This is a genomic window from Bacillus cereus group sp. MYBK14-1 (genome assembly GCF_051916885.1).
Taxonomy (GTDB): domain Bacteria; phylum Bacillota; class Bacilli; order Bacillales; family Bacillaceae_G; genus Bacillus_A; species Bacillus_A cereus.
Window position 1 is genome coordinate 30,531 of record NZ_JBQAHM010000017.1, and the last position, 20,246, is coordinate 50,776.

A 20,246-nucleotide genomic window follows, 5' to 3' on the forward strand; every position below is an offset into this window, starting at 1 on the left:
ATAAAAAGGTATCCTCGGTGGGATACCTTTTTATTAGCACTTATTATTTTGTAACTTCTGTCCACTTGTAGTTAAACTCACCACCGAAGTCAGTTGTTACAAGTCCTTTAATGAAAGAGCGTTGTAAGTAAGAACGGCCTTGTTGGTATAAAGGAGCGACAGCGCCGTCTTGTAATAGAATTTTTTCAGCTTGCTTCATTGCTTCAAAGCGTGCTTTTTCATCGCCAGCTAAATCTGTTTTCACTTTATGAATTAGCTCATCGTACTCTTTGTTAGAGTATTTATCGAAGTTATAAGCACTATCTGTTGTAAATAAATCTAAGAATGTAATTGGATCAGCGAAGTCAGGGCCCCAGCCGTCAATACCAATTTCATAGTCACCACTTAATAGTAGTTTTAGCTGTTGTTTACGTGGTTGTGGTTTTAAATTCACTGTTAATCCATCTAGGTTCTTTTCTAATTCACCTTTTAAATATTCACCAGTCTTTTTAGCTAAAGCATTGTCACTTGTTAATAGTTCGATTGTTACTTTGTCAGTACCAAGTTCTTGTTTTGCTTTTTTCCAGTTTTCTTTAGCTGTTTTCACATCATCCTTGACTAGATTTCCATTTTCTTTACGGAAGTCATTGCCTTCTGGGCTCTTTGCAAATTTCGCAGGAACCATTCCTTCAGCTGGAACAGCGCCGTTATTTAAGATTGTTTCTACGTAAGCTTTTTTATTCATTGCGCCGTTAATAGCAAGGCGTGCATGTTGATTTTTTAATGTTTCATTTTTCTGATTTAATCGTAAGAATTGAATACCGACTTCAGCGCGTTCTTTGAAGTTTGGATCGCTCTTATATTTATCAACAAACTCTGCAGTTAAAGCAACACGATCAATTTGTCCTGAATCATATAAGTTCACTTCTGTAGACTTATCTTTAACGACATTGAAGTTGATTTCTTCTAATTTTACAGTTTTAGCATCCCAATAGTTAGGATTTTTCTTCAATTGGAAGCTTTGTTCATGTTTCCAGTTATCTAATGTGAAAGCACCGTTATAAATTAAATGATTTGTTTCTAAACCATATTTATCGCCTTGAGACTTTAAGTACTCTTCATTAATTGGTAAGAATGTTGAGAATGTAGTTAAGCTTAAGAAGTAGGGAACAGGACGGTCTAGTTGTACTTCTAACGTTTTATCATCAACAGCTTTGACCCCTAGTTGATCAATTGGCAATTGTTTTTGGTTTATTTGTTTCGCATTCTTTATATCGAAGAATAAGAATGCGTATTCAGCTGCTGTATCAGGATTTACGGCACGTTGCCAAGCGAAGGCAAAGTCCTTTGCTGTAACAGGAGTACCGTTTGACCATTTTGAATCACGGAGATGGAATGTATATTTTGTTTTATCGGGACTAATGTCAACCGACTCAGCGACACCAGGAACCGGTTTATTATCTTCTCCCATTGCATATAGCCCTTCAAAAACATTACGCATTACGTTCATGGATTCCCCATCCGTTGCTTTTGCAACATCCATTGTTGGAATTTCTGAAGCGAATGATAAGTTAATTGCCTGTTTATCAGGTGCTTTATCGTTTGCTTTCGCTCCGCTTGCATTATCTTTATTTCCCCCGCAAGCAGTTAGTAATAGACTTGCCCCTAAAACAGATGCAACAACAGGTACAACTTTTTTCTTCATTGTTCGTTCCTCCCTAAATGTGTTGTTCGTAACGTCATAATGTCCGTGTCTTGAAGTAGCTATAGAAGGAGATAAAACCTATTATAAATATTTGTTTATAGGTAATCAGGTGTTCTATATGTATATACATGTCGAACTATAATCTATCGTTATATGTTTCAACGTAGTAGACATTATATTTTGATGGTGAAATATTTTGTTTCTTTGATTATTTAGAATATTAACACTGAAAAGAACTATATGTCAATAATAAAAATAGATTGTTAATTTCTCAGAATAATATATTAAAAAAGCAGATTCTCATGTGTGAGAGAACCTATTTTTAATATATTTTGCTAAAAAAACAATTGGTGTGGGCTAATAATAAGTGGGGATGAAGAAACCCCCACTTATTAAAGTTTCACTTTATTTTTCAATTTTTGCCCACTTGAAGTTTAATTGACCTGCAAAGTCTACTTGCACAATTCCTTTCACATAAGAACGTTCTAAATAAGATTCGCCTTTTTGGTAAAGAGGAGCGATAACAGAGTCTTTAAATAATATTTTCTCGGATGCTAGTAATGCTTCCCAGCGAGCTTTTTCATCACCAGCTAAAGTTGTTTTCACTTTTGCTATTGTTTCATCGAATTCCTTATTAGAGTAATGATCTAAGTTATAAGGGTTATTCGTTGTAAATAGCTCAAGGAATGTAATTGGATCCGCAAAGTCAGGGCTCCAGCCATCAATTCCGATTTCGTAGTCACCTTTTAATAAAAGCGAAACTTGTTGCTTACGCGGCTGAGGTTTTATATTTACTGTTAATCCATCTAGATTCTTTTCTAGTTGTCCTTTTAAGAATTCACCAGTTTTCTTATCAAGGTCAGCATCACTCGTTAATAATTCTAATGTTATCTTTTCAGAACCAAGCTCTTGTTTAGCTTTTTTCCATAACTCTTGTGCAGATTTTGTATCAACTTTTGTTAAATCGCCGTTTGCAGTACGGAAGTCTTTTCCTTCAGGTCCTTTTGCAAAGTTTTTTGGAACGAGACCAAATGTTGGTGTAGAGCCATCATTTAATAACGTATTTACAAAGGATTTTCTATCAATTGTTTGATCAATTGCTTGGCGTGCAGAAACGTTTTGAAGTACTTTGTTTTGTTGATTCATACGTAAAAATTGTACGCCTACGTTTGGACGTTCTTTAAAGTTAGCATCCTTTTTATATTTATCGACGAAGTCAGATGTTAGTTTTATACGATCTAATTGTTTTGACTCGAATAAATTTACTTCTGTTGATTTTTCTTTTACGACATTAAAATTGATTTCTTCTAGTTTGACAGTATCTTTATCCCAATAGGTAGGGTTCTTCTTAAATTTAAAGCTTTGTTCGTGCTTCCAATCGCTTAGTGTAAAAGCTCCATTGTACAAAATTGTATTATCTTCTAAAGCGTACTTATTACCTTGTACTTTAAAGAATTCCTCATTAATTGGTAGAAATGTTGGGAACGCTGTTAAGCTAATAAAATAAGGAACAGGACGCTCTAATTCTACCTCAAACGTATGGTCATCAACTGCTTTTACACCAAGTTGGTCGGCTGGAAGTTCTTTGTTGTTAATTTTTGTTGCGTTTTTAATATCAAAGAATAAAAATGCATATTCAGAGGCTGTTGCTGGATCTACGGCACGTTGCCAAGCGAACACAAAATCTTTAGCTGTAACAGGAGTGCCATTTGACCATTTTGAATCTCGCAAATGGAATGTGTATTTCGTTTTATCGCCACTTACTTCATGAGATTTTGCAACACCAGGAACAGGTTTGTTACCTTCACCAAGATTATACAAACCTTCAAATACGTTTCTCATTACTTGACCAGAATCAGTATCTGTAGCACGAGCCGTATCCATTGTTCGTATTTCAGTAGGTGAAGATAAGTTTAAAACCTGTTTACTAGGTGCCTCGTCTTTTGCATTTGCTCCGCTTGCTTCGTTTTTATAACTACCGCAACCAGTTAATAAAATACTTACTCCTACAACTGATGCAATACCGGGTACAAACTTCTTTTTCATTTGATTTTCCTCCTAAATAATTAAGTTTGGATGATGATGAGGGAAATGAAAAATAAAAAATCCCTCTTTTCATATTGAGAAAGAGGGATTTTTACGTACAAGTTATGCACCCGTATATAAACGAAGTCCCTCATTCTATCTTTCAAGCATAAAGCTTGCAGGAAGTGGCACAGTATTCAAAATGAACCTGTTGCCGAGGTTTCAAAGGGCCAGTCCCTCCACCTCTCTTGATACAATGAGTAAACGAATAAATTTTATTAATTTTTTTGTTTCTTTGATAATTCAAAATCTTACACCTTGAATAATGAAGTGTCAACTAAATGAAATATAGTTTAAATTTTCAGTTTTCTTAAATGAAAAAACCACTGCATATGGCAGTGGTTTTTCTACTAGAAGTTAAAGTTATCTGGATCTGGACCAACGCGACGATCTTCATTTAAAGCTTGAATTGCTTTCATATCATCAGCACTTAATTCAAAGTCGAAGATGTTTGCATTTTCAATAATGCGATGTTCTTTAATTGATTTGGGAATTGTTACAACTTCGTTTTGTAAATCCCAACGTAAAATAATTTGCGCAGTTGATTTATTATATTTTGTCGCAATTTCTTGTAACGTTGGATTATCTAGTAGTTGTCCTTGCATTAATGGTGACCAAGCTTCAAGCTGGATATTATGTTCTTTACAGAATGCATGTAACTCTTCTTGTGCTAAACGTGGGTGGTATTCCACTTGGTTGACCATTGGCTTAATTTCAGCAATTTCAAATACGTCTTGTAAGTGGTGAATGTGGAAATTACTCACACCGATAGCGCGAACACGGCCATCTTTATAAAGTGTTTCTAATGCTTTCCATGATTCAGTATATTTCCCTTTTACAGGCCAATGTACTAAATATAAATCTAAATATTCTAGACCTAATTTCTCTAATGTAGTTTCAAATGCTTGAAGCGTTGTTTCATATCCTTGATCGCTATTCCATACTTTTGAGGTAATAAATAATTCTTCACGTGAAACACCGGATTCACGAATCGCTTGCCCAACGCCTTCTTCATTTTGATAGATTGCTGCAGTATCGATGCTGCGGTAGCCATTTTTAATTGCTGCTTTTACAGAATCAATTACTTCTGAACCATCTTCTACTTTAAAAACACCTAAACCAAACCAAGGCATTTTTACACCGTTATGTAATGTTGTATAGTCTTTTAAACTTGTTAAAATCATATTATTTCCCCCTAGCTTTTTTGTTTGTTGCTTCTACTGCTTTTTGAATTGCCTCTGAAAAATTATATTCGTATAAAGTTTTGAGACCCTCAGCTGTGGAACCACCTGGCGTTGTTACTTGTTCGCGAAGGTTAGCTGGATTTTGCGTTTGTTCAAGCATAGAAGCAGAGCCAGAAATCATTTGAATGACAAGATGTTTTGCGGTTTCTTCATCAACTCCATAACTTTTTGTTGTTTCAATTAAGCTTTCAGCAAAGTAATAAAGGAAGGCTGGTGCACTTCCAGTAACTGCAGTAAGCTGATGAACTTCTTCCTCAGTACAAAGTTGCGAAGTACCAATACCTTTTAAAAGTAGTTGCAGGGTTTCTTGATGTATCTCGTTTACTGATTGTCCCATTGTATATAAGGAGATAGACTTTCCAATTTCAGCAGCTGTATTAGGCATAATCCAAGCAACAGGCGTGCCTTTTGGGAGTCTAGCTTCTAAATAAGATGGTCCAATGCCAGCTGCTACTGTTACGACTAGTTGATTTGATATTAACGGAGATAGCTCAGCTAATAACTCTTCATGAGCCGAAGGTGGCATTGCTAAAACAACCGTATCAACAGATGTAACATGCTGTTTCCAATCTGTTGTAGTAGACACATTATATCGATGTTGTAACTGTTTTAGCTTTTCTATGTTGCTTCGGTTAGAGACGATAATTTCTTCGATGTACTCTTTGCTTGTTTTAAGTAATCCGGAAAATATAGCTTCTGCCATACGACCGGCACCAATAAATAAAATTCGATGTTTAGTTAGCATATCCTTTATTCCTTTCTAGTAGAGATATGTTATAAAAACGATATCATCTTTAAGAGAATTTTGTAAAAAGAAAAGACTTATCGTAGATGGAATGGATAATGAGAAGGAGGAAATTCATGCTAATATTAGCTATTATTAATCTCTTTATATGTGTAGCTGGTTTGCTAGAGTGGAAGAGCAATTATAAGGGGCAAGAACATACAAATAATTATATCTAGAAAATAATTAGAATTAAAAAACCCCTGAAGTACATATGCTTCAGGGGTTTACTAATAGAATATAAGATTATGCTTTTGTCATACCAAGTAATACAGCGCCGCCGATAATTAAAACACTACCTAGTGCAATAAAGATCAATTGACGTTTTGTTTTCTTTTCACCTAAGAATACAATCGCACCGAATGTTGAGATAACGATTCCAGTTTGAGATAATGGGAAGCTTGTTGCTACTCCAACACGTGGTAATGAAAGAAGTAAGAATAAGTTTCCAGTTCCCCATAGTAAACCAGACAAAGCATTACGGATTGCATATTTGTTAAATGGTTTATGTTTAGACGTCAGTACAACCGCACCAACAAACATACCAACTGCTTGTGGTAAAATAGCAGACCAACCATCGATATTATACCAACGAATAATAATTACATATACAAGATAGCCGAAAGTAGAAACAATTAAAGTAAGAAGTCCTTTTTTCAATTGTCCAGGTGGCTGAGCATTTTCTTTATCATCTAATGATGTGAATACAACACCAACTACGATTAATAGGATTGCAATCGTTCCCAGAATGATCGTTGTAGTAGTAGTCCACTCACGGAAAGCGATAACCCCAAAGATAGAAGTTGCAACAAGTTGCATACCAGTAGAAATCGTTACAGTAGTTGAAACACCTAGTTTTTCAACTGTTTTTAATTGGTTTACTTGTCCTAAAGCCCAGAATAAACCTGAAATAAAACCAACAATTAAGATTGTCATTGTTAAAGCTGGTTGAGTAAATACATACATAATTGTTGCGAAGAATAGAGCACCGATTGTCATACCTACCGTTTGGCTATATGCACCACCGCCCATTTTTACGCTTACTAATAAGATGTTTCCCCATGCAATTGCAGGAAGAAGCGCTAATAAAATGTCCATTACAAGACTCCCTTCGGTTTGCTATACCAATATAGTTACATATCGTTCTAACGATCGGTAATGCCCCACTAATAGAGTAGAAGATTACCGATCGCTAAAACAGGATGAAGAATTCACGATATAAATGCGTTTTCATTTCTTCATTTTTTGAAACACCTCCATATAATAACAGGAAATTGCCTATTTTAGAAAGTGAATTCAAATAAAATGTATATTTTAATAAGAGGTAAAATTCAGTTATTTCCCGGTGGTATATTTTATTTCCTAAGAAATAAAGAAGCAGCTTCGAAAAAAGCTGCTTTAAGAGTTAGTAATTCTTTTATTAATAAGTTGAATACATAGTAGAAATACGAGTGACATACCGATAGTAATAACTACAAGTGTCCATGCGAGTTGCATATTACTTGCATCAATAGCCATGTAAATTGCAGTTGGGATTGTCTGTGTTTTACCAGGAATGTTCCCGGCAAACATAAGTGTAGCACCAAATTCACCGAGCGCGCGGACAAAGCTCAAAATCATCCCGCTTAGTAAGGCAGGAAATGCGAGCGGAAGTGTAACGTGCAGAAAAACTTGATATTCACTTGCGCCAAGGTCACGAGCACTTTCTTCAATTTGTACATTTGCGATAGAAAATCCCGTTTTCGCTGATTGGTACATAAGCGGAAATGCAACAACTGTAGAAGCAATGATCGCAGCAGTAGATGTGAACATAATAGACTGCTGAAATAATGATTCAACCCACTTTCCGATCGGGCTGTTGTTTCCAAAGATGATAATGAGAAAGAAGCCGATAACAGTTGGTGGAAGTACCATTGGTAATAAAAATATGGTTTCTAATAGTACTTTATATCGCCATGAGGAGCGAGCTAGTGCTCGCCCGACAATTGTCCCTAAAATTGTAACGAGAATAGTGGCGCATGCAGCTACTCTTAAAGATAGAAAGACAGGCGATAAAATAGCATCAATGCTCATAGTAATTACGACAGGACTGTAAATCCATATTTTTTAAAGATAGATTGTGCATCTTTTGACTGCAAATACTCATAAAATGAAGTCGCCTCTTTCTTATGTTTAGATTCCTTTATAACACCTAAAGGATAGTGGATTGGCTCATGAGAAGTAGCTGCTGCTGTCTCACCAATCTTTACTTTATCCGAAATGAGAGCATCTGTTTTGTATACGATACCAGCATCGACATTCCCTGTTTCTACATATGTTAACACTTGGCGAACATCTTTTGTAAATACGACTTTATTTTGAACATCATTCCAAAGGTTTTCGTGTGTTAGAGAAGCCTTTGCATATTTGCCAGCAGGTACAGATTCAGGTGTACCAAGTGCAATTTTTTTTATTTTTTCATCTTTTAAATCTTGAATTTTTGTAAGAGAACTATCTTTTGGGACGACTAGAACGAGTTCGTTTCCAAGGAGATTTTTCCCCTCTTTTTCATGAATGAATCCTTTTTTTACAAGGGTTTGGAATTTATCTTCTGCTGCTGAGAAGAATAAATCAGCAGGTGCACCTTGTTCAATTTGTTGTTGAAGTGCTCCAGAAGCACCGAAGTTAAAAGAAAGTTTGATATTTGGCTCTTTTTCTTTATATTGTTTTTCGATTTCTTTTAATGCATCTTGTAAGCTTGCAGCAGCTGAGATAGTCAGTTCAACTGTTTTATCCTCTTTAGCAGCTGACTTTGTATGCTTTTCCCCACTTGTACAAGCAGCGCTAAATATAAGAAGGAAAGAAAGTATAAGTGCCCCGATGGGACGTAATATAAATTTATTCATAAAAAAATCCCCTTTCATTTTGACACATTTAATTATAACTAAATATAACTAAATATAACTAGTTATAATTGAGTATAATTTGAACATATGTCTATTTTTAAAAAATAGGAGAAATATTCTTTTCTTTGTTACAATGAAAGGAGAAAGTGAGGAATCGTCTATGGATCATCATTCCTACACAACGGAAGAAGTAGCAAAGCGATTAAAAGTATCAAAATTAACTGTATACGACTTAATTAAAAAAGGAGAACTTCCTTCTTATAGAGTTGGTAGACAGATGCGCATTGATGCAGCAGATTTAGATCAATATATAAAGCAAATGAAAACAGGGAAAGTACAAGTTAATCCTGTAAAAAACGATGGTAGTAGTATATTGAACACGTGTATTATTAGTGGTCAAGAACTAACGTTAGATATGTTAGCTAAACGTATAGAAAATCGTTTGCCAAGTTCTAATGTTTTAAGAGCGTATCAAGGTAGCTTAACGAGTTTAGTGAAAATGTATCAAGGAGAAGGAAGTATCGTTAGTTTGCATTTGTTTGATGGTGAAACGGGTACATATAATATTCCTTACGTAAAACGTATTTTAGTAGGACAGCCATGTCTTATGATTAATTTATTGTCCAGAAATGTAGGGTTTTATGTTCAAAAAGGAAATCCGAAGAAAATAAAGACATGGGCTGACATATCCGGGTCCACTATAAAGTTTGTGAATCGAGAAAAGGGTTCTGGTATTAGAGTGTTAGTGGATGAACAATTACGAATCCGAAAATTAAATAAAGCTGATATTAGTGGATATGAATGGGAAGAATCGAATCATCTTGGTGTTGCCACGCAAGTTGCAAATGGAAAAGCTGATGTAGGAGTAGGTTCAGAAAAGTTTTCGCAAATTGTAAATGTGGACTTTATTCCAATCATGAAAGAACAGTATGATTTAGTAATTTTGAAGAATAAAGAAAATGAAGAGCTGATTGAAGTTGTGAAAGACATTCTGCAATCGGAAGAATTTCATAATGAATTAAATGCGATTGGCGGATATGATATTACGAAAACAGGTCAAATTGTATATGAAATAAAGTGAAGGCTAATAATCAGTGTGGGGGTTCTTCATCCCCCACTGATTATTAGCCTTCACCAATCGGACTTTTATGGGCAGCCCGACCCCCACCTAACTTCTTTGCTTTCGCTGAATTTTGAGGAGGGGGTCTTACTGCCCATTAAAGCGGGACAAACTAAAAAGCTGCTTGTCTATAAGACGAGCAGCTTTTTCTATATATAAAGGGGTTTGGGGAAACAAAGTGTTAAATAAGACCTTGAGCAAGTGTATAAATGAAAGCCGTAAGAAGAGTAGCTCCACTTGCAAGTCCGATAAAGTCTGATTTGTTGAAAGTAATGTTGTTCATTATAATCTCTCCTTATTTGTTTAATGTAGTTGCAACAGCTTTTGCATCGACAAGTGCGGATAGCACCATGCCCATTGTATTTAAAAATTTATTTGATTTCATATTGTTCATCATGCGTATCCGCTCCTTTTCGAATAGTTGTTGCCCTGCTTATGTCTTAATTATAGGGAATATGGATACTTCCAACTATCGAATTAGCTTACGAAAGACTTACACTTTTGTAAGAAAAAAAGACATTCATGTAAGAATGTCTTTCACAGCATATTGATATGATGATGGTCTTCAATTGTTTTTAAAAAACTACGCATTGAATTCGTCATATAGCTATCTTTACGGCGTATGAAAACCGTTGAAATACTGCCGTATTTTTCAGGGATTGCATGACAATGTACCTTACCTGCTTTAGAAAGATGATGGACAGCAGACTGTGGTACGAGTGTAATTCCGAGACCGAGTGCAACACTGTTTAATATTGTCTCTAATATATTGAATTCCATAATTCTTTTTGGTAGCAAACCTTCGTCTTTAAGCCAACGTTCTAGTTTGGAGCGGTATCCACATCCTTGGTTAAAAACGAGTAGAGGCGTTGTTGTAAATTCTTCTATATGAAAGGCTTTATTTTGTGTTATAAGCATTAATTTCTCTGTACTAACATCGTATTGTTCGATTAGTGGATGTTTAATAGGACCTGATATAAAGGCGCCATCTAATTGATGATCAAGTACTTCTCTAATTAATTCTTCTGTTAGACCCGCTTGTAATGATAAATCGACATTCGGATAGCTTTTATAGTAAGAAGATAAAATGGTAGGCAGTGTACTTACTGTTTCGACTGTACCGATTTTTAATATACCAGAAGGTGTTTCGCTATCTAAAAATACTTGTTTTAGTTCGTCGACATCTTGCAAAATTTTACTAACATAAACGAGCATTTTTCTTCCTTCAGCTGTTAAAGTCATTCCTCGTTTATGGCGGTAAAAGAGTGGGGTTTTTAATTCGTTTTCTAGTTGTTTAATACGTGCAGTTACATTTGATTGTACATAATTTAATTCCTTTGCTGCGCTACTTACACTACCCTGATCGGCAACGCTTTTAAAGATTTGTAAGTCTCTTAATTCCATTTTGTAATCCCCCTTGATGTTAACTATCATTATAAATGATAGTTAACATCATTTTGAATCATTTTACGTGATATATTTTTTCTTTTACAATTCTCTTTGTGCAAATAGAAAGAAACGGGGGATTGCGGTGAGAAGAGGTCAAATGATAATAGGGGCTTTGGCGTGTTTAATTGCGAGTATGTCATGGGGAGCGATGTTTCCAGTTGCTGATCATGCGCTAGAATACATAGATCCATTTTATTTTTCGCTTATTCGCTATGGAGCAGTGGCGATAATGCTGATTGTATTGTTGTTAGTGAAAGAAGGAAAACAGGCATTTTGTTTAGAGGGAAGAGGAAAGTTACTTGTCTTTTTTGGAACGATGGCATTTACAGTATATAATGTCCTCATATTTTTAGGGCAAATGTTAATGGGTAAGTCGGGTGTAATGGTAGCTTCCATTATGGAAGCACTTATGCCGATGATTTCTATTTGTATTTTATGGGGATATAAGCATATAAAACCGAAGAAGTATATGATAACGAGTATGGTTATTGCTTTTGTAGGAGCTGTGTTTGTTATTACAAAAGGTGACATGAGTTTCTTTGTAACATTGAAAGATAATATGTTCCCATTAGCATTTATATTTATTGGTGTTGTAGGGTGGGTTATTTATACGATGGGTGGTCAAACTTGTAGTGATTGGTCAACATTACGTTATTCTACGTTGACGTGTGTATTCGGTACGACTGTTACAGCGATTATAACGGTAATTATTACGTCGCTTGGATATATTTCAGTTCCAAGTATGGGAACGATATCTATTGTGAAATATGATTTGTTGTTCATGATGACATTGCCAGGTATTGTAGCGCTACTTGCTTGGAACTATGGTGTGAAAATTTTATCATCCATTAATGGGATTTTATTTATTAATTTTGTACCAATTACGACTTTAGCTATTATGATGGTGCAAGGGTATCAAATCACAATGTTTGATATTATAGGGACTGTACTTGTTATTGCAGCGCTTATTCGCAATAACGTTTGCCAGAGAAAAGAAGAAAATATAAATAAGAGAGTTTTACAAGAAGAACAATTACGTCAAGCTGTTTAATAGGCAAATGGAGGATTTCACATGTTAGAAAGTTTATTGTTTTTCTTCGCCGTCGGAGTTGCCTGTGAGCTTGCAGCAATTAATCGAAATGGTCGTAAAAAGATAAAACAACAAGCTGAGCTGATACAGCTTTTAAAAGAATTGAAAGAAAGAAAAAATTAAAAAGACGACCGGGCATAGACGGTCGTCTTTTTCTATATAAAGGGGAAAGGGGACACAAAGTTATACAAGCGTAGCAGCGTAAATGAAAGCAGTAAGAAGAAGAGAGCCGCTAGCTAATCCTAAAAAATCTAATTTGTTAAAAGTAATGTTATTCATAATACATTCTCCTTACTTGTTTAATGCAGAAGCAACAGCTTTTGCATCGAAAAGAGCCGATAATACCATGCCCATTGTATTTAAGAAATTGTTCGTTTTCATTTTGTTCATCATATTGATCCACTCCTTTTCGAATAATTGTTGCCCTGTTTCTGACTTAATTGTATGAAATATAGTAAGAAGTAACTATCGAATTAGCTTACAAGAAAATTACACTTTTGTAAGAATTGAAATTTAACAATTCATCCTTAATTTTATTACCAACTCCTAAAACTTAGTGTTATAATTATTATAAGAATATGATTATACTTCGGATGTTTAGAAAGGAACGAAATAAATGTATAAACCAATTACATTTTTGTTGAAATATATATTTAAAACAGCTGGGAAAGTAGAAGTACAAGGAAGAGAAAAGCTACCAGAAGGTGGACCCTATGTTGTTGCATGTACACATACAAGTTTTATGGATGTATTAATGTTAGCTACAGGGATGTATCCAACTCAAATTCATTACATGGCCAAAAAAGAATTATTTGAAGGGAAATTCAAAAATTGGTTCTTTAAAAATGTAAATGCATTCCCTGTAGATCGTGCGAATCCAGGACCAAGTACACTTAAAATTCCATCACGTTTATTAAAAGAAGGAAAGGTAGTAGGGATTTTTCCGAGTGGAACAAGATCAGCGGAAGATGTTTCATTAAAAGCGGGTGCTGTGACAATTGCGATGCGTTCCAATGTTCCGTTAGTACCAGCAGCTTATGTTGGTCCATCAAGTGTAAAAGAATTAATAAAGGGGAAAAAGGCACAATTGATTTTTGGAGATCCAATTCAAATTGAGGCTGGAGAACAAATAGATCGAAAAACCGCTATGAAAATGATGACGGATCAATTAAATGAGAAGTTTGAGGAGTTAAAAGAAGCTTTGCAATCAAATCAAAAATAAGAAAAGACGACCGGGCATAGACGGTCGTCTTTTCTATTACTATTTATAATAAAGGGGAAAGGGGACACAAAGTTATACAAGCGTAGCGGCGTAAATAAAAGCAGTAAGAAGAATCGAGCCACTAGCTAGTCCTAAAAAATCTAATTTGTTAAAAGTGATGTTATTCATAATACATTCTCCTTACTTGTTTAATGTAGAAGCAACAGCTTTTGCGTCGATAAGAGCGGAAAATACCATGCCCATTGTATGTAAGAAATTGTTCGTTTTTATTTTGTTCATCATATTAATCCGCTCCTTTTCGAATAGTTGTTACCTTGTTTCTGACTTAATTGTATGAAATGTTGCGGAAAGTCACTATCGAATTAGCTTACAGAAAAATTACACTTTTGTAAGAGAAACGAATGAAGGTGTAATGATAAGAAGATTTGACATATGTTCATGAGATTCATTAAGTTAAAGGTAGAGGTGAGTGTATGGCTAATATTAAAGATATTGCAAAGATGGCGGGAGTTTCAGTTACGACTGTTTCGAGAGTGTTGAATGATCACCCATATGTAAGTGAAGAAAAAAGAAAAGCGGTTATAGAGATAGTTGAGAAATTGAATTACTCGCAAAACGCAAATGCTGTTCATTTATCAAAAGGAAAAACGAATATTGTTGGTGTGATTTTACCGTATATTAATCATCCGTGTTTTGATGCGATGGTGAGCGGAATGATGGAGACTGCGTTAGCGCATAATTACAGGGTGCTACTTTGCCAAACGAATTATAATAAAAAAGAAGAAATGAAAAGTTTACATATGTTAAAAACAAAACAATTGGATGGTCTTATTATTTGTTCACGTGCAAATGATTGGGAAACGATAGAACCGTATGCTTCTTACGGCGCAATAATTGCCTGTGAAGACAATGATATTTCAAACATCTCAAGTGTATATACGAATCATTCAGCGGCCTTTCAATTAGGAATGGATTATTTGATTGAGAAAGGTTATAAAAAAATTGGTTATTGTACGGGAAGAAAATTAGGGCCGAGTAGTCAAAAGCGTTTTGATGTTTATAAACAGCAATTGCAATCTATAGACGAAGAGGTTAATGAAGAATGGATTTTTACAGAATGTTTTACACTAGAAGATGGTGTAAAAGTGGCTCATAAGTTAAAAGAGATGCAGGATCTTCCTGAAGCATTAATAGTAGCAGGTGATGAAGTTGCGATTGGGGTTATGACAGAGGTTGAAAAATTAGGGATTCAAGTTCCTGAGGATTTAGCGATTATTGGCTTTGATAATCAACCTATCTCGCAAGTGTTACAATTGACAACTATTGATCAAAATTTAAAGGAGATAGGGAAAACTGCTTTTGAAATGTTGCATAGAAAAGTGAATGACGAGAGTTCTGAACAAGAAAAGCTGGAAATTCCATACGAACTTGTGGAACGCTCTACAGTTTAATCGTAATCCGTTATGTGTATAATCGCATAACGGATTATTTTTTTGAAATATCTTTGACAGGAAACGCGTTTCATACTTTATAAAGGAGTTAAACCGGTCTGTAATAATCCATGGATTCTTTTCAAGTGTTAATGCAGTGAATAGAATTTGGAGGAATATGCATGAATGAACTTTTATCGAGTATGAAAAAGTATGTAGATGATGATGAAAAGATTCTGGCTTTTGTGGTAGGGATATTTGAGAAGGATAATTTTATATTATCGTATCAACATGGGGTTTTTGTTGCCACTACTAGACGTCTCCTTTTTTACGGGAAATTTCCGTACTATTCTTCAACATTTAAAGAGTATTCATATTTGTATATAGATAGCATAGATTTTCATCCGTATTTTGAATTTACTTGTAGTCATGAAACCATTCGCGCTAAGTATATTCAGAAAGGGAATGTGGAGCGATTTGTCCGTGCAGTTAGAGAAAATATGAATAATTAATCAACCCTCTGTTTAAACATAATATTTCAATTTTTAAGAGGGAAAATGCGGAATAAAAACCACTTCTAAACCTCTAGGAGATAGTGATACAATGTCAAATGGGGGGAGGGTATGAACTATGGTTAATCAACGTATAAAGGAAATGACACTAATTACAATTGGTTCATTATTATTCGCAATTGGTATTAATTACTTTGCAATTCCAAACCGTTTATCGGAAGGTGGAATTATTGGTTTAACGGTTGTTACGTACTACTTATTTGATTGGTCACCAGGAATTGTGAACTTTGCTATAAATGCAATTTTACTAGCTGTTGGTTATAAATTTTTTGATAAGAAAACAATGATTTATACAATTTTAGGGATTGTAGAAACATCTTTGTTTTTATACGTTACAGAACATATTGAGTATCATGTAAATAGTGATACATTATTAGCAGCTTTATTTGCTGGTTTATTTGTGGGAATTGGATTAGGTTGTATGTTCAAAGCCGGAGGTACATCGGGAGGATCAGCAATCTTAGCTCAGTTAGCAAATCAATATTTAGGTTGGAGTGTAGGTAAAGGCGTACTAATTATTGATATTGTTGTAATTGCTGGTTCTGTATTTATAATAGGGCAAGAAAAGGCGATGTATACACTTGTGGCTGTGTTCATTGGAGCGAAGGTGATTGATTTCATTGTAGAAGGAATGGACACAAAAACGGCTGTTACGATTATTTCGAATCAACCAGATTTAATTCGTGAAGCTATTACGAAAAATATGACACGCGGTGTTACTGTATTAGAAGGGCGCGGCGGATATACTGGTAAAAATAAAGAAGTTTTATATGTTGTTATTAATAAACAAGAGCTTGTTAAGTTAAAACAAGTTATTAGCCGGGTAGATGAAGATGCTTTCGTTGTTATACATGATGTACGTGATGTACTTGGCGGTGGCTTTAAAGCAAGCTAAAAGGTGAACGAGCAAATTCGTTCACCTTTTTTAATTCTTACAAAAATGTAAGTGTAATGTAATGAGATTCAATAGTAGATTTTATTCCCCCTTTTTAAAATGTATATATATCCTGCAGAGGAGGAATGTTTATTATGAAGAAAAAAATGATCACTACTATAATAGCGATGATAGTGATAGTAGTAATGTTACTGCCTACGAAACTTGGACCAGTTATCGATAAATATAATCCATTTTATAAGACGAAAGAATACTATACGGTTGTGAATACAATTGGTCAGCATATTGGTGATGAGTGGTATGAATATGAATTTATTGCATTCGATGAACGTGGTAGAGAGCAGAAAATAAAGAAAACGGTTAAGCATATGTTAAAGAGAGATGAAGCATTAAAGGTTTTTGCAAAAGGACGTTACGGTGAATCGATTGAAGAGATTGAGGTTGCAAATATTCCTATAAATGCGAAGAGCAAACTTTTAACGATGAGATAGCGAAATATACCCCCGGCTATTTTTTGTCGAAAATAAAAATACTGGGTAAGGGTATTTTTGAGATTAACAAAAAAGCCTTAGTCCATATAGACTAAGGCTTTTTTATTATATAAAGGGGAAGGGGGTACATTGTAGTAGCATGGGTGAAAGGTATAAGAAGAGTAGCTACTAGCAATGTAATTTGGTTATGTGAGTGTTCTTCTTATTTGGCTTACTTTCTAACTTTATTGTACGAAATATAAGTAAGGGGAACTATCGAATTACATTACACATAACTTACAAACATGTAAGCCTTCTGTAATGTAATTCGATAGTTAAAAGATAGTAATTTTCATATAGTGTAACTAGAAAGTCTCAATGTATTACTTTCTGTTTGTAATGAAGAATGAAAAACCAACTAATTTTTAATAATCTTCATCTGAATAAAGATGGGGATCCTTTTTTAAACCTTACAACATTGTAAGGTTTACGTAAGTTAATTCGATAGTAAATTTGTCATATTTTTTGCATAATAGATACAGATAGAAAAATAATTAGGGATCTAGTAAGAAGGGAGAAAAATGGGATGCGTAAAGAAGAAGTAGTGAAGTTACCAATTAAAGATTTCTGTAGCTACTTTACTGTTGCCGTAGTGTGTATTGGATTATTTGATATCATAACAAACTTAATTGTTAAATAATATAGATGCTAAAACAAGAAAGGAACTCCTTTCTTGTTTTTTTATGGGGGCATAAAGATGAAATGGATTGATAGTCATATACATGTTGATCAATATAAGGATGAAGAGAAGAGCAGATTACTAAAAGAGGTGGAAAATAGTAAGGAAATAAAGGGGCTTATTGCGGTATCTATGAATTATCAATCTTGTAAGGAAACGTTATCTTTAGCGAAGAAGTATCCCTTTATATATCCAGCGATAGGGTTTCATCCAGAGCAACAGATTCATAAAGAAGAGTGTGAACAGATTTATCAACTTATTGAACAGAACGCAGAGGAAATTGTTGCGATTGGTGAAGTAGGTTTGCCCTATTATTTGAGAAAAGAAGATGAAAGAATTGCTGCAGATCCATACATAGCTGTATTGAAAAAATTTATAGAACTAGCTAGTAAGTATAATTTGCCGATTGTATTACACGCAGTTTATGAAGATGCTGACATTGTATGTGATTTGCTAGAGAAATATAAAGTTTCACGTGCACACTTCCATTGGTTTAAAGGAAGCGATGAAACAATGAAACGGATGATGAAAAATGGTTATTATATTTCGATTACACCGGATGTTTTACATAAGGAGAAGATTAGAAAAATCGTTTCGTATTATCCGCTTGAATATATGATGGTAGAAACAGATGGTCCGTGGGAATTTCAAGAAGATGTTATAACGCACCCAAGAATGATTCGAGAGGTATTAAAGGAAATTAGTTCTATAAAAAACATATCCATTGATAAGGTCGCAGAAACAATATATGAAAATACAAGTCGATTTTATTTGAAAGGATAGGAGAATTATAGTTTTAATCATGTAACGGAAAAAGTAAAAGTTGAATTTATTTAATAAAATGCCATGGTTTGATATAGGACAAAAAACCACCAAGCGTTCCGCTCGGTGGTTTTGTATTAGGATTCTAATTTTTTCGCACGTTTTAATAATAAAAGAAAGACAATGATAACGAACCCTAGCATAAGGAAGAAGCCATATTGCTTTATATAATCAATTATGTCATTCGCACTGGTTGGTTTTTCAACGTGAATGCCGTCTTTATTCGTCGTAATATGAATATCTTTCATTTTTACTTCATTCTTTTCCTTTTGTAAATCAATCCATTCTATATTTGGAATACTTTCTAGATCCTTTAACACTTCTTTTAATGGTTTCGCACCTAAGTAAGGATGATAGAATGCACCAATAACTCCATCGGATAATTTAGAAACAGATAGAGCACGCTCTTTCATTTTAGCAGTAGTTTGTGGCGTATCTTCTTCAATAAATCCGACTGTTTCAGGCAATAGTTTCATTCCATGTAAAAATGATGGAGTACTTGTATAATATGGTGAGTGCATGGATTTCCAAGTTGTATCATTTAACTGTAGTTGTCCTACATAAGTTGAAAAGTACCTTGATAATATTTCATATCCTTTTTGAGACATCGTGTAATGAGGTGCTTCAAAGGCAACAGGATATAGTTTAGCATCTACAAGTTCTTGAATTCCTTTTTCGATATGATCTTTCGTATATTTTTCCTCGAATTCTTCCCCTTTTTTTACATATTGGTTATATGCCTCTATATTTGGAAAGTCATCTTTTGTCTTCGGTTTTTCATGCTTCGGTTGGCGAATTGGTTGATCTGTTTTTACATCCCAAAATTCAAAGCCTTCACCTGTTTCACTGTCATAAAATTGGTGAGTATAACCATGCATAATAATTGCTGCACCATCATCTTGCATAGAGCGTAAAAGATCAACTAGTTCTGGTTTATCTTTTAAATGTATTATCTTTCCTGTATCTGGATCTTTATATACTGGAATAACAGTAATCATGTAAGGCATCTTTTTCTCTTTTAGTAATTCAGCAATTTCTTTCAATTGATTTATATCTGCTGCGGGGTGAACATCCTCAAGGCGTAAATAAGCTTCAACTTTATTTTTCGTTGGTTTTTGGCTGAAATAAGAAAATAACATTTCACCGACGTAATGAGACATCCAGTCAAAGAGGTTAGGTGTTGCAACATAATAAGATGTTTCATGCTGAACGATTAGTGGGTTAGTGTTATTTGAGCTTAAGGCGTTAGCAAGCACAGTTCCATTCGTATCAAATGATTGAATTAATCGTTCCTCCTCTAAGGTATTTTTTAGCTTCTTGTCTGGATATTCAATTTTATTAACTCGTATATCATCACTATTCAAAGTAATGAAAGAAAAACGCTTAGATAATTGTTCAACATTTTGTCCTAATACTAATACAGGGCCGGAGAAGTTTTCTAGAAATTGTTTCGTTTCATCAGAAAACGCTTCTTTTGTTTCACCGATATAAACAATATGTGTATAGGAGGATACGTTATTAATTGAAGTTGCTTCTTTTAAGTTTTTTACGGTTATATCATTTGTAAAATGTCCTAATTGAGTATTAAGGATTTGGACATTATTTGAAAATTTATCGTCTTGTGTACTATACAAAACAAGTACTTTTGGTTTTGATGATGTTTGTGCAGAGGTGTAGGTAGGGATGAGTAGTAAAATGCTGAACAAGAGTGTTAGGCATTTTTTCATTTTGTATGCTCCTATTCTATATATAGAG

21 protein-coding genes and 1 riboswitch are annotated in these 20,246 nt (G+C 34.4%); of the genes, 9 read left to right on the forward strand and 12 right to left on the reverse strand.

The features are described from left to right. Window positions 1-43 precede the first annotated feature (43 nt). The 7 genes from ACTFR3_RS26865 to modA form a co-directional block, all read right to left on the reverse strand. Window positions 44-1,684 (reverse strand): peptide ABC transporter substrate-binding protein, encoded by a 1,641-nt coding sequence (locus ACTFR3_RS26865; protein ID WP_000731086.1) that lies wholly within the window; start codon window positions 1,682-1,684, stop codon window positions 44-46. A 405-nt stretch (window positions 1,685-2,089) separates the two neighbouring features. Beyond that, entirely contained in the window at window positions 2,090-3,730 is a 1,641-nt protein-coding gene (locus tag ACTFR3_RS26870; protein ID WP_063535480.1) for a peptide ABC transporter substrate-binding protein, read from the reverse strand. A gap of 132 nt (window positions 3,731-3,862) precedes the next feature. After that, window positions 3,863-3,967, reverse strand: a riboswitch (SAM riboswitch). A 152-nt stretch (window positions 3,968-4,119) separates the two neighbouring features. Next, on the reverse strand, window positions 4,120-4,953 hold the full coding sequence (locus ACTFR3_RS26875) for an aldo/keto reductase (RefSeq protein WP_000604203.1): 834 nt from the start codon (window positions 4,951-4,953) through the stop codon (window positions 4,120-4,122). A 1-nt stretch (window position 4,954) separates the two neighbouring features. Continuing rightward, a complete protein-coding gene (gene proC / locus ACTFR3_RS26880) occupies window positions 4,955-5,758 on the reverse strand; it encodes a pyrroline-5-carboxylate reductase (protein ID WP_426867396.1) in 804 nt (267 codons plus the stop codon). 285 nt (window positions 5,759-6,043) lie between these two features. Next, window positions 6,044-6,895: a GRP family sugar transporter gene (locus tag ACTFR3_RS26885; protein ID WP_000353544.1), complete on the reverse strand. Its 852-nt coding sequence runs from the start codon at window positions 6,893-6,895 to the stop codon at window positions 6,044-6,046. A 300-nt stretch (window positions 6,896-7,195) separates the two neighbouring features. Continuing rightward, window positions 7,196-7,870 carry a molybdate ABC transporter permease subunit gene (modB, locus tag ACTFR3_RS26890; RefSeq protein WP_000020526.1) on the reverse strand — a complete coding sequence of 225 codons (675 nt, stop codon included), beginning with the start codon at window positions 7,868-7,870 and terminating at the stop codon, window positions 7,196-7,198. A 5-nt stretch (window positions 7,871-7,875) separates the two neighbouring features. Continuing rightward, complete coding sequence (gene modA / locus ACTFR3_RS26895) at window positions 7,876-8,682, reverse strand: molybdate ABC transporter substrate-binding protein (RefSeq protein ID WP_440044990.1); 807 nt, start codon at window positions 8,680-8,682, stop codon at window positions 7,876-7,878. Between the two features lie 160 nt (window positions 8,683-8,842). Between modA and ACTFR3_RS26900 the strand changes: the two genes are divergently transcribed. Beyond that, window positions 8,843-9,763, forward strand: coding sequence for a substrate-binding domain-containing protein (locus ACTFR3_RS26900; RefSeq protein ID WP_002180310.1), 921 nt, complete (start codon window positions 8,843-8,845; stop codon window positions 9,761-9,763). A 220-nt stretch (window positions 9,764-9,983) separates the two neighbouring features. Here ACTFR3_RS26900 and ACTFR3_RS26905 read toward each other — a convergent pair whose 3' ends face one another. Both ACTFR3_RS26905 and ACTFR3_RS26910 read right to left on the reverse strand, forming a co-directional pair. Next, window positions 9,984-10,085, reverse strand: a complete 102-nt coding sequence (locus ACTFR3_RS26905; protein WP_001060017.1) for a DUF3948 family protein — start codon at window positions 10,083-10,085, stop codon at window positions 9,984-9,986. Between the two features lie 254 nt (window positions 10,086-10,339). Continuing rightward, the gene (locus ACTFR3_RS26910) at window positions 10,340-11,206 is read right to left on the reverse strand and encodes a LysR family transcriptional regulator (RefSeq protein WP_000423031.1); all 867 of its coding nucleotides are present in this window, start codon (window positions 11,204-11,206) and stop codon (window positions 10,340-10,342) included. A 127-nt stretch (window positions 11,207-11,333) separates the two neighbouring features. On the opposite strand from ACTFR3_RS26910, the gene ACTFR3_RS26915 reads away from it, so the two are divergent. Together ACTFR3_RS26915 and ACTFR3_RS26920 are read left to right on the forward strand one after the other, a co-directional pair. After that, window positions 11,334-12,302 carry a DMT family transporter gene (locus ACTFR3_RS26915; protein ID WP_440044991.1) on the forward strand — a complete coding sequence of 323 codons (969 nt, stop codon included), beginning with the start codon at window positions 11,334-11,336 and terminating at the stop codon, window positions 12,300-12,302. Window positions 12,303-12,323: 21 nt separating this feature from the next. Further along, window positions 12,324-12,464, forward strand: a complete 141-nt coding sequence (locus tag ACTFR3_RS26920; RefSeq protein ID WP_000894065.1) for a YrzO family protein — start codon at window positions 12,324-12,326, stop codon at window positions 12,462-12,464. Between the two features lie 60 nt (window positions 12,465-12,524). Here ACTFR3_RS26920 and ACTFR3_RS26925 read toward each other — a convergent pair whose 3' ends face one another. After that, window positions 12,525-12,620, reverse strand: coding sequence for a DUF3948 family protein (locus tag ACTFR3_RS26925; RefSeq protein ID WP_001060007.1), 96 nt, complete (start codon window positions 12,618-12,620; stop codon window positions 12,525-12,527). Between the two features lie 337 nt (window positions 12,621-12,957). On the opposite strand from ACTFR3_RS26925, the gene ACTFR3_RS26930 reads away from it, so the two are divergent. Then, the gene (locus ACTFR3_RS26930) at window positions 12,958-13,563 is read left to right on the forward strand and encodes a lysophospholipid acyltransferase family protein (RefSeq protein ID WP_000277778.1); all 606 of its coding nucleotides are present in this window, start codon (window positions 12,958-12,960) and stop codon (window positions 13,561-13,563) included. A gap of 72 nt (window positions 13,564-13,635) precedes the next feature. Here ACTFR3_RS26930 and ACTFR3_RS26935 read toward each other — a convergent pair whose 3' ends face one another. Further along, on the reverse strand, window positions 13,636-13,731 hold the full coding sequence (locus tag ACTFR3_RS26935) for a DUF3948 family protein (protein WP_001059999.1): 96 nt from the start codon (window positions 13,729-13,731) through the stop codon (window positions 13,636-13,638). Between the two features lie 305 nt (window positions 13,732-14,036). On the opposite strand from ACTFR3_RS26935, the gene ACTFR3_RS26940 reads away from it, so the two are divergent. The 5 genes from ACTFR3_RS26940 to ACTFR3_RS26960 all read left to right on the forward strand — a co-directional run bounded on the left by ACTFR3_RS26940 (window position 14,037) and on the right by ACTFR3_RS26960 (window position 18,452). Beyond that, window positions 14,037-15,014 carry a LacI family DNA-binding transcriptional regulator gene (locus tag ACTFR3_RS26940; RefSeq protein WP_001273903.1) on the forward strand — a complete coding sequence of 326 codons (978 nt, stop codon included), beginning with the start codon at window positions 14,037-14,039 and terminating at the stop codon, window positions 15,012-15,014. Between the two features lie 161 nt (window positions 15,015-15,175). Further along, window positions 15,176-15,505 carry a PH domain-containing protein gene (locus tag ACTFR3_RS26945; protein ID WP_440044992.1) on the forward strand — a complete coding sequence of 110 codons (330 nt, stop codon included), beginning with the start codon at window positions 15,176-15,178 and terminating at the stop codon, window positions 15,503-15,505. Between the two features lie 118 nt (window positions 15,506-15,623). Continuing rightward, window positions 15,624-16,460, forward strand: coding sequence for a YitT family protein (locus tag ACTFR3_RS26950; RefSeq protein ID WP_440044993.1), 837 nt, complete (start codon window positions 15,624-15,626; stop codon window positions 16,458-16,460). A 134-nt stretch (window positions 16,461-16,594) separates the two neighbouring features. Then, window positions 16,595-16,951, forward strand: a complete 357-nt coding sequence (locus ACTFR3_RS26955; protein WP_000728422.1) for a YxeA family protein — start codon at window positions 16,595-16,597, stop codon at window positions 16,949-16,951. Between the two features lie 736 nt (window positions 16,952-17,687). Further along, window positions 17,688-18,452, forward strand: coding sequence for a TatD family hydrolase (locus tag ACTFR3_RS26960; protein ID WP_000871100.1), 765 nt, complete (start codon window positions 17,688-17,690; stop codon window positions 18,450-18,452). A 116-nt stretch (window positions 18,453-18,568) separates the two neighbouring features. Here the strand turns inward: ACTFR3_RS26960 and ACTFR3_RS26965 are convergent, their stop codons facing one another. After that, window positions 18,569-20,218: a DUF2334 domain-containing protein gene (locus ACTFR3_RS26965; protein ID WP_000710597.1), complete on the reverse strand. Its 1,650-nt coding sequence runs from the start codon at window positions 20,216-20,218 to the stop codon at window positions 18,569-18,571. Window positions 20,219-20,246: the final 28 nt, after the last annotated feature.

Excerpts from the sequence above, each read along its gene's own strand:
- ACTFR3_RS26865 (WP_000731086.1), bottom strand. The coding sequence starts at position 1,684 with ATGAAGAAAAAAGTTGTACCTGTTGTTGCATCTGTTTTAGGGGCAAGT.
- ACTFR3_RS26870 (WP_063535480.1), bottom strand. The coding sequence starts at position 3,730 with ATGAAAAAGAAGTTTGTACCCGGTATTGCATCAGTTGTAGGAGTAAGT.
- ACTFR3_RS26875 (WP_000604203.1), bottom strand. The coding sequence starts at position 4,953 with ATGATTTTAACAAGTTTAAAAGACTATACAACATTACATAACGGTGTA.
- proC (WP_426867396.1), bottom strand. The coding sequence starts at position 5,758 with ATGCTAACTAAACATCGAATTTTATTTATTGGTGCCGGTCGTATGGCA.
- ACTFR3_RS26885 (WP_000353544.1), bottom strand. The coding sequence starts at position 6,895 with ATGGACATTTTATTAGCGCTTCTTCCTGCAATTGCATGGGGAAACATC.
- modB (WP_000020526.1), bottom strand. The coding sequence starts at position 7,870 with ATGAGCATTGATGCTATTTTATCGCCTGTCTTTCTATCTTTAAGAGTA.
- modA (WP_440044990.1), bottom strand. The coding sequence starts at position 8,682 with ATGAATAAATTTATATTACGTCCCATCGGGGCACTTATACTTTCTTTC.
- ACTFR3_RS26900 (WP_002180310.1), top strand. The coding sequence starts at position 8,843 with ATGGATCATCATTCCTACACAACGGAAGAAGTAGCAAAGCGATTAAAA.
- ACTFR3_RS26905 (WP_001060017.1), bottom strand. The coding sequence starts at position 10,085 with ATGAACAACATTACTTTCAACAAATCAGACTTTATCGGACTTGCAAGT.
- ACTFR3_RS26910 (WP_000423031.1), bottom strand. The coding sequence starts at position 11,206 with ATGGAATTAAGAGACTTACAAATCTTTAAAAGCGTTGCCGATCAGGGT.
- ACTFR3_RS26920 (WP_000894065.1), top strand. The coding sequence starts at position 12,324 with ATGTTAGAAAGTTTATTGTTTTTCTTCGCCGTCGGAGTTGCCTGTGAG.
- ACTFR3_RS26925 (WP_001060007.1), bottom strand. The coding sequence starts at position 12,620 with ATGAATAACATTACTTTTAACAAATTAGATTTTTTAGGATTAGCTAGC.
- ACTFR3_RS26930 (WP_000277778.1), top strand. The coding sequence starts at position 12,958 with ATGTATAAACCAATTACATTTTTGTTGAAATATATATTTAAAACAGCT.
- ACTFR3_RS26935 (WP_001059999.1), bottom strand. The coding sequence starts at position 13,731 with ATGAATAACATCACTTTTAACAAATTAGATTTTTTAGGACTAGCTAGT.
- ACTFR3_RS26940 (WP_001273903.1), top strand. The coding sequence starts at position 14,037 with ATGGCTAATATTAAAGATATTGCAAAGATGGCGGGAGTTTCAGTTACG.
- ACTFR3_RS26945 (WP_440044992.1), top strand. The coding sequence starts at position 15,176 with ATGAATGAACTTTTATCGAGTATGAAAAAGTATGTAGATGATGATGAA.
- ACTFR3_RS26950 (WP_440044993.1), top strand. The coding sequence starts at position 15,624 with ATGGTTAATCAACGTATAAAGGAAATGACACTAATTACAATTGGTTCA.
- ACTFR3_RS26955 (WP_000728422.1), top strand. The coding sequence starts at position 16,595 with ATGAAGAAAAAAATGATCACTACTATAATAGCGATGATAGTGATAGTA.
- ACTFR3_RS26960 (WP_000871100.1), top strand. The coding sequence starts at position 17,688 with ATGAAATGGATTGATAGTCATATACATGTTGATCAATATAAGGATGAA.
- ACTFR3_RS26965 (WP_000710597.1), bottom strand. The coding sequence starts at position 20,218 with ATGAAAAAATGCCTAACACTCTTGTTCAGCATTTTACTACTCATCCCT.